The organism is Pseudomonas arabinosi, assembly GCF_047758675.1.
In the GTDB taxonomy this organism is placed as follows: Bacteria; Pseudomonadota; Gammaproteobacteria; order Pseudomonadales; family Pseudomonadaceae; genus Aquipseudomonas; species Aquipseudomonas arabinosi.
Map to the genome: position 1 here is coordinate 1,740,138 of NZ_CP180480.1, position 14,487 is coordinate 1,754,624.

Annotated in this window: 15 protein-coding genes; 8 read left to right on the plus strand and 7 right to left on the minus strand. The window is 59.5% G+C overall.

Annotated features, from left to right (window positions below; all coding sequences use genetic code 11):
- Nucleotides 1-86: 86 nt before the first annotated feature.
- Nucleotides 87-731 (minus strand): glutathione S-transferase N-terminal domain-containing protein, encoded by a 645-nt coding sequence (locus ACMXYJ_RS08055; RefSeq protein ID WP_415759378.1) that lies wholly within the window; start codon nucleotides 729-731, stop codon nucleotides 87-89.
- A 145-nt stretch (nucleotides 732-876) separates the two neighbouring features.
- Between ACMXYJ_RS08055 and ACMXYJ_RS08060 the strand changes: the two genes are divergently transcribed.
- The gene (locus tag ACMXYJ_RS08060) at nucleotides 877-1,434 is read left to right on the plus strand and encodes a cysteine hydrolase family protein (protein WP_415760692.1); all 558 of its coding nucleotides are present in this window, start codon (nucleotides 877-879) and stop codon (nucleotides 1,432-1,434) included.
- 199 nt (nucleotides 1,435-1,633) lie between these two features.
- Here ACMXYJ_RS08060 and ACMXYJ_RS08065 read toward each other — a convergent pair whose 3' ends face one another.
- Genes ACMXYJ_RS08065 through ACMXYJ_RS08080 form a run of 4 tightly spaced genes read right to left on the minus strand, consistent with a single transcriptional unit; the run spans nucleotide 1,634 to nucleotide 3,363 of the window.
- A complete protein-coding gene (locus tag ACMXYJ_RS08065; protein WP_415759379.1) occupies nucleotides 1,634-1,849 on the minus strand; it encodes an SEC-C metal-binding domain-containing protein in 216 nt (71 codons plus the stop codon).
- The gene (locus ACMXYJ_RS08070; protein ID WP_415759380.1) at nucleotides 1,846-2,340 is read right to left on the minus strand and encodes an LEA type 2 family protein; all 495 of its coding nucleotides are present in this window, start codon (nucleotides 2,338-2,340) and stop codon (nucleotides 1,846-1,848) included. The genes ACMXYJ_RS08065 and ACMXYJ_RS08070 overlap by 4 nt, the downstream gene beginning before the upstream one ends.
- Before the next feature lie 44 nt (nucleotides 2,341-2,384).
- Nucleotides 2,385-2,861 carry a YchJ family protein gene (locus tag ACMXYJ_RS08075; RefSeq protein ID WP_415759381.1) on the minus strand — a complete coding sequence of 159 codons (477 nt, stop codon included), beginning with the start codon at nucleotides 2,859-2,861 and terminating at the stop codon, nucleotides 2,385-2,387.
- Nucleotides 2,862-2,865: 4 nt separating this feature from the next.
- Nucleotides 2,866-3,363 (minus strand): DUF6231 family protein, encoded by a 498-nt coding sequence (locus ACMXYJ_RS08080; RefSeq protein WP_415759382.1) that lies wholly within the window; start codon nucleotides 3,361-3,363, stop codon nucleotides 2,866-2,868.
- A 191-nt stretch (nucleotides 3,364-3,554) separates the two neighbouring features.
- Here ACMXYJ_RS08080 and ACMXYJ_RS08085 point away from each other — a divergent pair, with 191 nt between their 5' ends.
- From ACMXYJ_RS08085 to ACMXYJ_RS08100, 4 genes are all read left to right on the plus strand, one after another.
- Complete coding sequence (locus ACMXYJ_RS08085; protein WP_415759383.1) at nucleotides 3,555-4,250, plus strand: OmpA family protein; 696 nt, start codon at nucleotides 3,555-3,557, stop codon at nucleotides 4,248-4,250.
- Between the two features lie 90 nt (nucleotides 4,251-4,340).
- Nucleotides 4,341-5,057: an OmpA family protein gene (locus ACMXYJ_RS08090; RefSeq protein ID WP_415759384.1), complete on the plus strand. Its 717-nt coding sequence runs from the start codon at nucleotides 4,341-4,343 to the stop codon at nucleotides 5,055-5,057.
- Between the two features lie 148 nt (nucleotides 5,058-5,205).
- The gene (locus ACMXYJ_RS08095; RefSeq protein WP_415759385.1) at nucleotides 5,206-5,484 is read left to right on the plus strand and encodes a DUF1145 domain-containing protein; all 279 of its coding nucleotides are present in this window, start codon (nucleotides 5,206-5,208) and stop codon (nucleotides 5,482-5,484) included.
- On the plus strand, nucleotides 5,477-6,235 hold the full coding sequence (locus ACMXYJ_RS08100; protein ID WP_415759386.1) for a collagen-like protein: 759 nt from the start codon (nucleotides 5,477-5,479) through the stop codon (nucleotides 6,233-6,235). The genes ACMXYJ_RS08095 and ACMXYJ_RS08100 overlap by 8 nt, the downstream gene beginning before the upstream one ends.
- A 133-nt stretch (nucleotides 6,236-6,368) precedes the next feature.
- Here ACMXYJ_RS08100 and ACMXYJ_RS08105 read toward each other — a convergent pair.
- Together ACMXYJ_RS08105 and ACMXYJ_RS08110 are read right to left on the minus strand one after the other, a co-directional pair.
- A protein-coding gene (locus ACMXYJ_RS08105; RefSeq protein WP_415759387.1) for an IS3 family transposase occupies nucleotides 6,369-7,741 on the minus strand; the annotation gives its coding sequence in 2 pieces (ribosomal slippage) (nucleotides 6,369-7,270 and nucleotides 7,270-7,741; 1,374 coding nt in all).
- A gap of 56 nt (nucleotides 7,742-7,797) precedes the next feature.
- Complete coding sequence (locus ACMXYJ_RS08110) at nucleotides 7,798-8,256, minus strand: CopD family protein (RefSeq protein WP_415759388.1); 459 nt, start codon at nucleotides 8,254-8,256, stop codon at nucleotides 7,798-7,800.
- 99 nt (nucleotides 8,257-8,355) lie between these two features.
- Between ACMXYJ_RS08110 and dinG the strand changes: the two genes are divergently transcribed.
- The 3 genes from dinG (at nucleotide 8,356) to ACMXYJ_RS08125 (ending at nucleotide 14,403) form a co-directional block, all read left to right on the plus strand.
- A complete protein-coding gene (gene dinG, locus ACMXYJ_RS08115) occupies nucleotides 8,356-10,500 on the plus strand; it encodes an ATP-dependent DNA helicase DinG (protein ID WP_076029975.1) in 2,145 nt (714 codons plus the stop codon).
- 95 nt (nucleotides 10,501-10,595) lie between these two features.
- A complete protein-coding gene (locus ACMXYJ_RS08120) occupies nucleotides 10,596-13,118 on the plus strand; it encodes a beta-agarase (protein ID WP_415759390.1) in 2,523 nt (840 codons plus the stop codon).
- Between the two features lie 139 nt (nucleotides 13,119-13,257).
- Nucleotides 13,258-14,403 (plus strand): serine hydrolase domain-containing protein, encoded by a 1,146-nt coding sequence (locus tag ACMXYJ_RS08125; RefSeq protein ID WP_415759391.1) that lies wholly within the window; start codon nucleotides 13,258-13,260, stop codon nucleotides 14,401-14,403.
- The last annotated feature ends 84 nt before the right edge of the window (nucleotides 14,404-14,487 follow it).

The following is a 14,487-nucleotide window of genomic DNA, read 5'->3' on the forward strand; positions in this document are numbered from 1 at the left end:
TCGTTTCACTCGACAGCTCCTACACGGTTTTGCATTCCCTGTAGGAGCTGTCGAGTGAAACGAGGCTGCGATCTTTTGATCTTCCATCAGGATTTAGGCGGATTGACCTTGGCCACCAGGGCATACGCCTTCACCGTCGCCGGACGGTTCTGGATGTGGTTGAACCAGCGCAGCACGTTGGGGAAATCTTCCAGGTTCTGACTCTGCCACTTGTGGGAAACGATCCACGGGTAGATCGCCATGTCGGCAATGCTGTATTCGCTGCCGGCGACGAAGTCTTTATCGGCCAGCTGCTTGTCGAGGACCCCGTAGAGGCGGGCGGTCTCGTCGATGTAACGCTTGATCGCGTAGGGGATTTTCTCCGGGGCGAACTGGCTGAAGTGATGATTCTGCCCGGCCATCGGCCCCAGGCCACCCATCTGCCAGAACAACCATTGCAGCGCTTGCTGGCGACCACGCAGGTCTTTGGGCAGGAACTTGCCGGTTTTCTCTGCCAGGTACAACAGAATCGCCCCGGACTCGAACAGTGCCAACGGCTCACCGCCATCGGCCGGTTCGGGATCGACGATGGCCGGAATTTTGTTGTTCGGGGAGATTTTCAGGAATTGGGGTTTGAACTGGTCGTTCTGGCTGATGTTGATCGGGTGCACGTTGTAGGGCAGGCCAGCTTCTTCCAGGAATATGGAGATTTTGTGGCCGTTGGGGGTGGTCCAGTAATACAGGTCGATCATGGAGTACTCCAAATCAAAAGATGTCGTTACTTGCGGACAGCAAACGCCGGCATCAGGTCGTCCTGTTTGCGTTCGATAGCTTGCCTGTAGGAGGAGGTGATGCTGAAGTGTGGGAAATTCAATGACCCCGCATGAGAAAAACGGCATGGAGCTCAAAACAAACGCGGCGCTGATCATCATCGATCAACAAAAAGGCATCCTGCATCCCAAGCTCGGTCGCCGAAATAATCTTCAGGCCGAGCAGCGAATCCTCGATTTGCTAGGGCATTGGCGTCGAACCGGGCGACCGGTCATTCATGTACAGCACCAGTCCCGTTCACCTGACTCAGTGTTCTGGCCGCAGCAATCGGGGGTGGAATTTCAGGAGCGGTTTCAGCCACAGACCGATGAGCAGCTGATACAGAAGCAGGTGCCGGATGCGTTTTGTTCGACGGGGCTGGAAGCGAGTTTGCGAGAGGCAGGGATCGATCAGTTGGTCATTGTCGGCGTAGCGACCAACAATTCGGTGGAATCCACGGCACGAACGGCCGGGAATCTGGGGTTTGAAACGTGGGTGGCGGAGGATGCGTGCTTTACGTTCGACAAGGCTGACTACTTTGGTAAAGCCCATACAGCCGAGGAAGTGCATGCGATGTCGCTAGGAAATTTGCACGGGGAATATGCGACGGTCGTCAGCACCGCACATATTTTGAAGGCTGACTGAAACCTGTGAGAGCGGGCTTGCTCGCGAAAGCAGTCTGTCTGAAATATTTCTATTGGATGTGCCGCAGTCATCGCGAGCAAGCTCGCTCCCACAGGGTTTTGCATCGAACACAAACTATGTGAACACCCGAATTCCAATGTGGGAGCGAGCTTGCTCGCGATAGCGATTCATCAGGCGAAGAAGATCTTCGCCCCAAGCATCAAGCGCCGTGGCACTTCTTGAATTTCTTGCCGTTGCCGCATGGGCAAGGGTCGTTGCGGCCGACGTCTTTCAGGGCGTTGCGCACCGGTTCCTGGTGGGCGTGGCCGCAGTTCGGGCCGTGGACATGGCCATGGTCGTGATCATGGTGGTCGTGATGATCATGATCATGATCGTGGTTGCAGTCAGGGCCATGGACATGGGGTTGCTGGGTCATCGGTTTTGCTCCGGAATTAAATCGGCGGCGATTATCACGCCATTGCGCGCCAGGTGCACGTAGTGCGCGATGAATAAACCGGTTTCCAGTTCACCTTCCAGACGATAGGGGATGGGCTGCTCGGGTTTTTTCAGCAGTTTCACCAGATCCCGCACCTTGGGCCACAGGTTGGTGCGGATTGGCACTTTAAAGTAGGCGCTGCGTTTGGGACCGACTGTGAACCAATGCTCGTGCTCACCTTCAGTCAGCAGCATGTCGCCCAAGTGAATGCGGTACTCGATGCCCCGCACGGTCAGATCGCTGTCTTTAGGGTTGTCGACGCGAAAGTGCAGCAGGAATTTTTGCTGCATCAGTTTGGCCTGGACGACTTCGACCTTGACCAGATGCACCTGCGGTTCCGGTTCATCGTCGACGAACCAGGACGCACAGCCGCCGAGCCCCAGAAACAGGAATAGGATGAGGGTTTGAAAGACGCGCCGCTGACTGAGCATGGAGTGACTCCCTTTGATGCCCAGTCTAGCCTCTTGCGATTACCTCAACTGCTGAAATAGCCCGCACAACACTTCTTGAACTTCTGCCCGCTGGCGCAAGGACACGCATCATTGCGCCCGGCCTTGAGTTGTACGGTGGGGTCGATGAAATACCAGCGGTCGGCGTTCTGCACGAACGATGAGCGCTCGCGGTGGCTGTGTTCACCGCTACCGTCGTGCCAGCGTGCGGTAAAGGTCACGAAGGCATGTTCCGGCTGACCGCCCAAGACCTCGGAGCTTTCGACTTCAAGGCCCAGCCAGGTGCTTTGGGCGCTCCAGTCGCTGATGGACTGTCGATCCAGGCCTGCCTGTTGTGCGGGCAGGGTGGTCGCCACCAGATAATCGATCAGCCCCAGCACATAGGCGCTGTAGCGCGAACGCATCAAGGCTTCGGCACACGGCGCCGGATGGCCGGCATGGTAATGGCCGCAGCAGGCATCCAGCAGGGTGCCGCTGCCGCAGGGGCAAATGGATGTACTCATTGCATTACCACCAATATTTCCCGAAGTTTTCCGGATTGGCCCAGAACCGTGAGTTGAGCCAGTCGGGGACTTGTTTGTAGTCAAGCAGATCATAGGTGAACAGGGTCAGCACTTGATCGTCGCGCTGGAAGCGTTCGCTGGCTTGCAGGGCCAGGGAGAAAAAGTCGGTCTCCTGCCAGCCGGCGGCCGGCAAGTCCGCCAGCACCGCGATGCGACTGGCGTTGAGGTTACGAATCCCGCCAAGCAGGTTCAGGCCGTCGCGTTTGGGCAAATGTTCGAGGCAATCGACCACCAGTGCCAGGTCAAACCGGCGCGCCGCCAGTTCGGCCGGCAACGCTCCGGGTGCCGCATGGGCCACACAAGTGTCCGGGTGCGCCAGCTTGAAGGCCTCAAGCGCGGGGAACTCGCTGGCGCCAATCAGCAACAGGCGCGCGGGGGCGTAACGATCAAGCAAAGCGGCCAACGCCTGCTGGGGCGTGCGCGAAGAAATACCTGCAATCATCGAAGATCCTCAATCAGAGCTGCCAAGACTAGCCTGCTCAAAGGGCCGGGCCTAGAGCAGGTTCGTCCTAAAAGCGCCGATCGGCCGTGAACACGGGTTAAAACGGCAATGGCCTATTGCTGGCGGAGATTAAAACTCGGGTCTTTACTACCTGAATCGGTTCTAAGCCGATCCCCTCAGGAGAAAACTAGATGAGCATAGTTCGCACAGCATTACCCTTGGTTCTGCTAACCAGCGTGTTGACTGGTTGCGCAGGTTTGCAGAAAACCGACTGGCCGACCTGTGCGGCGGTCGGTGGTGTCGTGGGTGCCGGTCTCGGTGCCACAGAAAGCACGTCATGGGCGGGGTATGGCGCGTTGGCCATTGGCGGCATGGCTGCGGCCTATTGCTGGGTTCACGGTGATGGCGACGAAGACGGCGATGGCGTGCCGGATAGCCGCGACAAGTGCCCGGGAACACCTAAAGGCGTGCGCGTCGATGCCGACGGTTGCCCTCCACCGGTGCCTGCACCTGTGGTCGAAGAAGCAGCCGTGGTTAGAGAAGAAGTCATCGTCATTCGCGATGTTCACTTCCAGTTCGACAAGGCCACGCTGACTCCTGCCGACAAAGTGGTACTCGATAAAATCGCCACTCGTTTGAAAGGGGAAGCGCCTAACGCCCAACTGACTGTCACCGGTCACACCGACAGCGTTGGCAGCGATACCTATAACCAGAAACTGTCGGATCGTCGTGCGCACTCCGTGGTTGAATACCTCATCCAGGAAGGCGTGCCTCGCAGCAGCTTCGTCTCTGTCACCGGTGCCGGTGAAAGCCAGCCGGTTGCCGATAACAAAACCGCTGACGGCCGTTCGATGAACCGTCGCACGGAAATCAAAATCAACCGCTAAACCCCTCGTACTCCGCGGCTTGTGCAGTCGCGGATGCGGGTCTTTACTCCTGTGTGACCGGCATTGGCCGGTAACACAGGAGCTTTCACCATGAGTGTTCTCACACGGACCGTCTTGCCGGTTGTGCTGCTTGGCAGCCTGTTGACCGGTTGCGCGACTCACAGCGATGGCACTGCCCCCCTCAATCAACGAACCTGGCCAATCTGCAGCGTTATCGGCGGCCTGGTCGGTGGCGGTCTGGGCGCTCTCCAAAGTAGCGGTTGGGCGGCCGGTGGGGCGGCGCTGGGTATCTTGAGCGGTGGCTTGATCTGTTACGCCCAGGATGGCGACGAAGACGACGATGGTGTCTTCGATCGACGTGATCGCTGCCCTGATACGCCGGCCAATACCCCCGTGGAACATCATGGTTGCCCATTGCCGCAGTACCCGGCCAGCGTGAAACCTGAACCTGTGCAATCGGAGGTCATCACCCTGAGCGACGCGGGCGACGTACTGTTTGCCTTCAACCAATCCGAACTGACCCCTGCCGCGCAGAGCAAGCTGGATTCGCTGATGCCCAAACTGCAAAGTGCCGATGTGGTGAGCATCAAGGTGATCGGTCATACCGACAGCGTCGGCTCGGACACCTATAACCAGGCACTCTCGGAACGTCGCGCCAGTAGCGTGGCGGCCTACCTGTTGAGCCAGGGCCTGGCGCCGAATAAGCTCACCAGCGAGGGCAAGGGCCAAAGCCAGCCGGTGGCCGATAACGAAACGGAAGAAGGACGGGCGAAAAACCGTCGGGTGGAGTTGCACGTCAATCGCTGAGCCCCGAGATAGAGCTGTCGGACGACAATTGAAGTCGGTCCGGCAGCCATTCGGCGGCCTTAATGAAGAATTTTCCGTTGCCCTCTGGCTTATCCCGCGTGGAAGCCGGTACTGTGCGCGCAAAGAATAATTCTCAACGGGGGAGCGTATGAACGTGTTTTGGGGGCTGGGGAAGTTGTTGACCCTGCTGTTCTGGCTGGTGGTGCTGGTCAATCAGCTCATGCCGTTTGTCAATCCTCTGCACCTGCTGGTCGATCTGGCCGGCGGCCTGCTGGCATGCCTTCATCTTCTTGAGGCGGTGTTCTGTTTCCGCAGCCTCAGAGGTCGCGCCCACCCTTGGCTTGATCGCCTGAAGATCCTTTTTTTCGGCGTTTATCACCTGCAAACCATCCCGGCTCCGACCGCGACTAAGGCTTCCCATGCGTAAACTCTGTCTGCTTGCTGCACTCATCAGCCCGTTAGCCTGCGCCCAGGTGGTGAGCGTCGAAACCAACTCGCTGATGCGTTTGCCCAATACCGCCAGCACCTTGCAGCTGGAACGCCTGGAAGTGGCCGACTACGGCACGTTGTTGATTCCCTCGAATGTGACCGAGGTATCCGTCGGTGAATTGCGTCTGGGTCGTGAAGCGCGGATCGCTATCGTTCCCGGCGAACAGCCGCTTGAACTGAAGGTCATTCGTGCGCAGTTGTCGGAAGGCAGCCAGATCACGGCTCGCGGCGCGCCGGGGACGTATCTCAAGGCCGCCCGCTCCGGGCGTAACCTGAACTTGCAGATCAAGGCACTGAGTGCGCCGCAATTGTTGGTGGACGCTCGCGGCGGCGCGGGCGCACCGGGTTTCGTCGGTCTTGATGGGGCCAACGGTCAGGCACCGGGTTGTACTTGGGGCCAGGCCGGTCGCGGTGCCGATGGCAGTGATGGCAGCGACGGTCAGCCGGGCGCGCCGGGTGCACTGGTTCGTCTGGAAGTGCCGCGCGATTACCCGGCGGAACTGATCAAGGTTCAGGTGGCCGGCGGCGACGGTGGTGTGGCCGGGCCTGGTGGTAAACCGGGCGCGGGTGGCAAGGCCAAGGGCTGCTTCGTCTACAAAGCGGATGGCGGCAAGAACGGCAGACCGGGTGTTGACGGTCAGCCGGGGCCTGCCGGTGCGGCGGGTTCGGTAACAGTGCAGCGGTTGTAACCCTTTAATTGATTGTTCCCACGCTCCGCGTGGGAATACAGCCCGTGACGCTCCGCGTCACTGGACGCGGAGCGTCCCTTGAGGCATTCCCACGCAGAGTGAACTGACCCCACAAAGTTGGACGATTTTCTATCTATGCCTGAGCGGCCTGAATTCTGTATTCAACAGGACTCAGGCCGTTTAGCTTCAGTCTGATACGCGAGTGATTGTAATACTGGATGTACTCGTCGATGCCTGCGTGAAGCTCATCCAGGTCGTTAAATTTATTCAGATAAAAAAATTCGGACTTCAGTGTGCCGAAGAAACTCTCCATGGCCGCGTTGTCATAGCAGTTACCCTTGCGCGACATGCTCGGCGTAACGGAGCATTTTTTGAGAGCCCGCAGGTAAATGGGCATTCGATACTGCCAGCCCTGGTCTGAGTGCAAAACCGGTTTTTCATGCGGCTGAAGCCGCTTGAATGCACCTTTGAGCATCTTCCCGACCATATCGAACAACGGTCTTCTGGCAACCTCGTAGGAAATGATTTCGCCGTTGTACAGGTCCAAAACGGGAGACAGATAAAGCTTCTGACCTCCAACTTTGAACTCTGTAACGTCGGTTACCCACTTTTGATTGGGTGACGGAGCTTCGAACTCACGCTTCAAAAGATTAGGCGCTGCCTTGCCTACCTCTCCCTTGTAGGCCCGGTATTTCTTCACCCGCACCAAGCTCTTGAGCTGAAGCTGCGCCATCAGTCGCTGAACAGTCTTGTGATTGACGAGATGACCAGCGCTCCGTACAGCAGCCGTTATGCGGCGATAGCCATACCGGCCCTTGTGCTCGTCGAACGTCGAGCGAATCTTGTCTTTCAGCTCTGCGTACTTATCAGCCGCTTGCAGCGCCTTTTGCTGATAGTAAAAGGTGCTGCGTGCCAAACCGGCAAATTTCAGCAGGCTTTCGAGAGAATGCAGCGGCCTCAGTCCTATTACGATTTGCGCTTTTTCTGCTGCGCTATTCGTTTCTTCTCCTGAACCAAGGCATCGAGCTTTTTTAGGTAGTCGTTTTCCATCCGCAACTGCTTCACCTCGGCAAGCAAATCATCGCGTGAGCGCGATTCGTCATCGATTGAGCTGGGTTGAACAGGAGGAATGGTGGTCGGCATTTTTTTCGGACGTCCGGCTCTATTAGGCTGCTTGGTAAGGGCATCAAAACCGCCCTCATCAAAGCGGCGTTCCCAGAGGCCGATGATGTCGAACTTACGGATGTCGAACAAGGCCGCCGTCTGCCGATAGGACAGCTGTTCCTCACGCATACGTTTCAAAACAGACAGTTTGAAGTCGTTGCTATAGCGCTGCAGCTTTTTCTCTTTAAGCCCAGCAACGCCATGCACTTGATAGGCCGCGACCCACTGGCGAAGGGATGAAAAGTCCACATTGTGACGGTGTGCAACATCCCTCAAACCCGCGCTACCGGAACAATAGTCCTGCACGGCTGCGAGTTTTGCTTGCTCTGTGTACTTACCCATGACACCCCCAAAGGTTGTGTCCAACCTTTGGGGGTCAGTTCAGAGCGTGGGAACGATCACGGTCGAGCCGCAGCAATCGCCACCAGCACCAACCCGACCATCAGATTAATCCCCACCAACTTGCGAATTTTCCCAAGCGTCGCAGCCCCGGTCGGCCAGTCCTGCGCAGCCACCGCTGTGCGCAACTCCGGCAACAACAACGCCTGAATCCGGATAAACAACGCCGTCATCACCACGTACAACCCCATCATCACCTGCACATACCGCGGCGCCGCTTCAAAACCGCTGTACTGCAGATGAATCATGCCCACACCGCTGATCGGCAACAGCACCACCGCGACCCAGACCCAGCGGAAAAAACCTTGAAACACTTCTACCCACAGCTTCAACCGGGCAGGGCCTTCCAAAGCCTTCATCGCCGCAGGGCGCAAGACCATCCACGCGAAAAACATGCCGCCAACCCATACCAGGGCGGACAGGACATGCAGGGTATAAACAAGGCCAAAAGGTGTCATTGAGGTACTCCGTTCTGCGCGGGATTAATTAGCGCGGTATGATAGCCGCCGATCCGAACCACTGAAAATTTATCCAGCGTTTTTTGCGCCCGACAATCCATGATCAGCACTGAACTCAAAACCACGATCCAGGGCGCCTACTCGCGTTTTCTCGAAGCCAAGAGCCTCAAGCCGCGCTACGGCCAACGCCTGATGATCGCCGAAATTGCCAAGGTCCTCGGTGACATCGACACCGACGACGAAGGCCGGCGCAGTGGCGACCCCGCGATTGTCGCGGTGGAAGCCGGCACCGGTACCGGCAAAACCGTGGCCTACAGCCTGGCCGCCATCCCGACGGCCAAGGCCGCTGGCAAACGCCTGGTGATCGCCACGGCCACCGTGGCCCTGCAAGAGCAGATCGTCTACAAGGATTTGCCCGACCTGATGCGCAACAGCGGGCTGAACTTCAGCTTTGCCCTGGCCAAGGGGCGCGGGCGCTACATGTGCCTGTCCAAGCTCGACATGTTGCTCCAGGAAGGTCACGCGCAAACCGCCACGGCGCAGCTGTTTGAAGAAGAAGGTTTCAAGATCGAGGTCGACGAGGCCAGTCAGAAGCTGTTCACCAGCATGATCGAGAAACTCGCCGGCAATAAGTGGGACGGCGACCGCGACAGTTGGTCCACCGCACTGGAAGACGCCGACTGGGCGCGCCTGACCACCGATCACAGCCAATGCACCAATCGCCATTGCCCGAACTTCGGCCAGTGCGCCTTCTACAAGGCCCGCGAAGGCATGGGCAAGGTCGACGTGATCGTCACCAACCACGACATGGTCCTGGCCGACTTGGCCCTGGGTGGCGGCGCCGTACTGCCGGACCCGCGTGACACCATCTATGTGTTCGACGAAGGCCACCACCTGCCGGACAAGGCCATAGGCCATTTCGCCCATTACACGCGTCTGCGCTCCACCGCCGACTGGCTGGAAACCACCGCCAAGAACCTCACCAAATTGCTGGCCCAGCATCCGCTGCCGGGCGACCTGGGCAAGTTGATCGAACAGGTGCCTGAATTGGCCCGTGAGATCAAAACCCAGCAGCAATTCATGTTCAGCGCCTGCGAGCAGGTCGCCGATTTCAAACCCGGCGAAGACGTCGAAGGTCGCGAGCGACCGCGTCATCGCTTCGTCGCTGGGGTCATTCCCGAGCACATGCGCGAAATGGGCGTCGAGCTGAAGAAGGGCTTTGCCCGTCTGACCGACCTGTTCACCCGGCTCACCGAACTGCTCAAGGAAGGCATGGACGGCGAGGTCAATATCGGCATCGCCAGTAATCAGGCTGAAGAGTGGTATCCACTGTTCGGCAGTCTGTTGTCCCGTTCCTCGGGCAATTGGGAATTGTGGGTGGCGTTCACTGCTGAAGACCCGGAAGACAACCCGCCCATGGCCCGTTGGCTGACCCTGGCCGAAAGCGGCTCGCTGTTCGACATCGAGGTCAACGCCAGCCCGATCCTCGCGGCGGAAATGCTCCGTCGCAATTTATGGAACGTGGCCTACGGTGCTCTGGTGACCTCCGCGACCTTGACCGCGCTCGGTACCTTCGACCGCTTCCGCATGCGCGCCGGTCTGCCGAAAAAAGCCGTGACCGCAGTGGTCCCGAGCCCGTTTCATCATGCCGACGCTGGCGTGCTGCGGGTGCCGGACCTGAAGGCCGATCCGCGTGATGCGCCGGCCCACACCGCTGCGATCATCCGCGACTTGCCAGCCTTGGTGGAAGGTTCGCGCGGCACCCTGGTGCTGTTCTCCTCGCGCAAACAGATGCAGGACGTGTTCGACGGCCTCGACCGCGACTGGCGCAAGCAGGTGTTCATTCAAGGCAACCTGTCGAAACAGGAAACCCTGAACAAGCACAAGGCGCGGGTCGATGGCGGCGATTCCAGTGTGTTGTTCGGCCTGGCGAGTTTCGCCGAAGGGGTCGACTTGCCCGGCGCTTACTGCGAGCACGTGGTGATCGCGAAGATTCCATTCTCGGTGCCCGATGATCCGGTCGAAGCGGCCCTGGCCGAGTGGATCGAGGCTCGGGGTGGCAATCCGTTCATGGAAATCTCCGTGCCGGATGCTTCGCTGAAGCTGGTCCAGGCCTGTGGTCGCTTGCTGCGCACCGAAGAAGACCGCGGCACCATCACCTTGCTCGATCGACGTCTGGTGACCCAGCGTTATGGCAAAGCGATCCTCAATGCGTTACCTCCCTTCCGTCGTGAAATTTCCTGATACACCGGTGGGCAAATTTGCCCACCGCGTTGTCTATCTCTCTGCCATCGCTTTTCCACTGGCCCATCCGGGTCGTTAGGGAGAATTTCGTTCTCATGATTCGCCGTTCGCTGCGCCCTTCGTTACCTGCCGTTTTCGCTCTGATGTTCGCAGCCCCTTTGCTGGCGGCTCCTGCCGGCCAACAGACGCTGTTCAACTTTGTACGCCCCGCCGATGTGGTCCAGGTGGCGACTCAGGACGCCAGCCTGCCGCAATCCAACGCCGAGCAAACGGCCGAAGGCGAGGTGCTGCGTCGGGTGACATTCAACCCGGTGGCCCAACCGACCTTGCGTCTGACCCCGCAGACGGGCGCCTGGGACTGGTCGCAGTCGGGCTTCATGAGTTTGCGGATTCAAAGCGCAATGAACTGGGCCGTGACCCTGTACGTGAAAATCCAGAGCAACGACGGCAAGACATTGGTCAGTCGCGTCGATTTGCCGGCCGGCCCTGCGCAAACCTTATTGGTGCCGCTGCAGCCCTTTACGCCATTGAGCCTGGGCCTGAAAGCCGGCCCACCGATGCCGATCACTTTTGAGGGGCAGCGCGTATTGCTGGCCAGCAGCACCGGTGAGCTGGAGCGCAGCCAGGTGGTATCGGTGACCTTGTCGATGGATCAGCCGAAAGTCGCGCAAAGCATTCTGCTCGAACGCTTTGGCGTGCAGGACGGTGATGCCGTCACCCAAGCGGCTTTTGGCGGCCTTGTAGACGCTTACGGCCAGTCGACCCGGGCCAAATGGCCAGAGAAAGTCAGCAGCGACGAGCAACTGAAAAGCGCCGCAGCCAAAGAACATCAGCAGCTGAAAACCTGGCTGGTCGAGCGCGAGAAGTCATCCCTGGACAAGTTCGGTGGCTGGAACAAAGGCCCGGCATTCAAGGCCAGCGGCTTTTTCCGCACGGAGAAACGCGACGGCCGCTGGTACCTGGTGACGCCGGAAGGCCATCCGTTCTATTCGTTAGGGGTCAACACTGTCACCCCGGACGTCGACCAGACCTACGTCGCCGGCCGCGAGTGGATGTTTGAATCGCTGCCCAAACCCGACGAGCCTCTGGCCAGCCACTATGGCGAAGGCGACAACCGTGGCGGCAACGGCGCCGATCAGGGCCGTGGCTACAATGCCGGTCGCTGGTACGACTTCTATGGCGCCAACTTGCAGCGTTTGTATGGTCCGCCGTGTGTGGTGACCAGCGACACCAAGGCCGGTGTAGCCGAAGCGGCCAAGGCTGACGCGGTTGCGGCAACGGTGGAGAAGGCTGCTGAGCAACCTGTCGTTCCTTCGACGGCCGAATCCGGGGTCGCCGAAGCCGCGAAGACCGGCGCCGTTGAAGCGACCGCCGCGAAAGCCGCTGAACAAACGCCTGCCGAACCCTGCAAAGCGGTGGTTGATGAACAGCGCTGGGCCAGCCACACCCTTGATCGTCTGCAAGCTTGGGGCTTCAACACTATCGGCAACTGGAGCGCTCCGGGGTTGGCCAACGCTGATCGCGTGCCGTACACCTTGCCGCTGTCGATCGTCGGCGATTACGCCAGCATCAGCACCGGCACCGACTGGTGGGGCGGCATGCCCGACCCGTTTGACCCGCGTTTCGCCATGGCCACCGAACGTGCCGTGGCCATCGCCGCGCGCGACCATCGCGACGATCCATGGCTGATCGGCTACTTTGCCGACAACGAATTGGCGTGGGCCGGACCCGGCGACGACCCGAAAGCCCGTTACGCCTTGGCCTACGGCACCTTGAAAATGACCACCGACGTGCCGGCCAAACGCGCGTTCCTCAAGCAATTGCGGGATAAATACCGCAATCAGGCGGGCCTTTCCAAAGCCTGGGGCATTGATCTGCCAGCCTGGGAGTTGATGGAAGATCCGGGTTTCGTGGCGCCGCTGCCAAGCGCCGAATACCCGGAAATCGAAGCCGACTTCAAATACTTCCAGAAGGTCTTCGCCGACACGTACTTCAAGACCCTCTCCGATTCGCTCAAGTGGCACGCGCCGAATCAGCTGTTGCTGGGCGGCCGGTTTGCCATCAGCACCCCGGAAGCGGTTGAGTCCTGCGCCCAGTATTGCGACGTGTTGAGCTTCAACATGTACACCCTGAAACCGCAGGACGGGTATGACTTCGCCAAATTGCGCAGCCTGGACAAACCGGTGCTGATCACCGAGTTCAACTTCGGCTCGGCCGATCGTGGCCCGTTCTGGGGCGGCGTGACGCAATTGGCGAAGGAAGAAGACCGTGGGGCCGCTTACGCCAATTTCCTCAAACAGGCGATGAGCGAACCGTCGATCGTCGGCGTGCACTGGTTCCAATACCTCGATCAACCGGTGACCGGTCGTCTGCTGGATGGCGAGAACGGTCACTTTGGTCTGGTGGGCATTACCGATCTGCCGTTCCAGGGGTTCGTCGACAGCGTGCGCAAGAGCAATTTGCAGACCGTCGATCAGCTCGGTAAAGAAGCCGAGAAGGCCAAGGCTGAGGCGGATAAAGCCAGCCAATCAGCTGAGGGCGGCAGAAAAGGCGAGGCTGGCAAAGGCGCAGGGCAGGGCGCTGGCCATGCGGGTGGGCATTCCGGTAATGGCCACTGAGTGCTGGCAGGTACGTAAGATTTTCTGAGTGTTTCACCCGGGTGGGATGGCGACCGCCCGGCCCGGCCCTGTTCCCAAAACCTTCAATGGCTGGAACAATGCGGCCACTTTGTAGAACGTTTATCCAGAGGAGTTGCGGGTGCAGATTCAGGGTTTTTACGAGCTGAAGTTCGAAGCGGTGCGTGAGGCTTTCGCGGCGCTGTTCGACGATCCTCAGGAACGTGGCGCAGCGTTGTGCATCCAGATCGGCGGTGAAACCGTGGTCGACCTTTGGGCCGGCAGCGCTGACAAGGACGGCACCGAAGCCTGGCACAGCGACACCATCGCCAACCTGTTCTCCTGCACCAAGACCTTCACCGCGGTGACCGCCCTGCAACTGGTGGCCGAAGGCAAGCTGCAACTGGATGCTCCGGTTGCCCGCTACTGGCCGGAGTTCGCCGCCGCCGGCAAAGAGTCCGTGACCCTGCGTCAATTGCTCTGCCATCAGGCCGGTCTGCCGGCGCTGCGTGAGCTATTAGCCCCGGAAGCCCTTTACGACTGGCAAACCATGATTGACGCCCTGGCCGCCGAAGAACCGTGGTGGATGCCGGGGGGCGGTCACGGTTACGCCGCGATCACCTACGGCTGGCTGGTCGGTGAGTTGCTGCGTCGTGCCGACGGTCGTGGGCCGGGTGAGTCCATCGTGGCGCGGGTCGCGAAGCCTTTGGGTCTGGATTTCCACGTCGGTCTGGCGGACCAGGAGTTCCATCGCGTGGCGCACATCGCCCGTGGCAAGGGCAATGTCGGTGATGCCGCCGCCCAGCGCTTGCTGCAAGTGACCATGCGCGAGCCGACGGCCATGACCACGAGGGCGTTCACTAACCCGCCGTCGATCATGACCAGCACCAACAAACCCGAGTGGCGACGCATGCAGCAGCCGGCCGCCAATGGCCACGGCAATGCCCGCAGCCTGGCCGGGTTCTATGCCGGTCTGCTTGATGGCAGTTTGCTGGAAGGCGAAATGCTCGACGAAATGACGCGCGAGCACAGCCTCGGCGAGGACAAGACTTTATTGACCCGGACCCGTTTTGGCCTGGGTTGCATGCTCGATCAACCGGACGTCCCCAACGCGACCTACGGCCTCGGCCCTCGTGCGTTCGGTCATCCGGGAGCGGGCGGTTCCACTGGTTTTGCGGACCCGGAACACGATGTGGCCTTCGGCTTTGTGACAAATACCCTAGGGCCGTACGTCTTGATGGATCCGCGCGCACAAAAGCTTGCGCGCGCACTGGCCACTTGTCTGTAAATCACGCTCAGGGGTTCCAGGGCCGGAACCTCAAGGCCTTTATGGTTTCCAAGCGTCTGTTTATCCGGGTCAACCCGGCCTGAT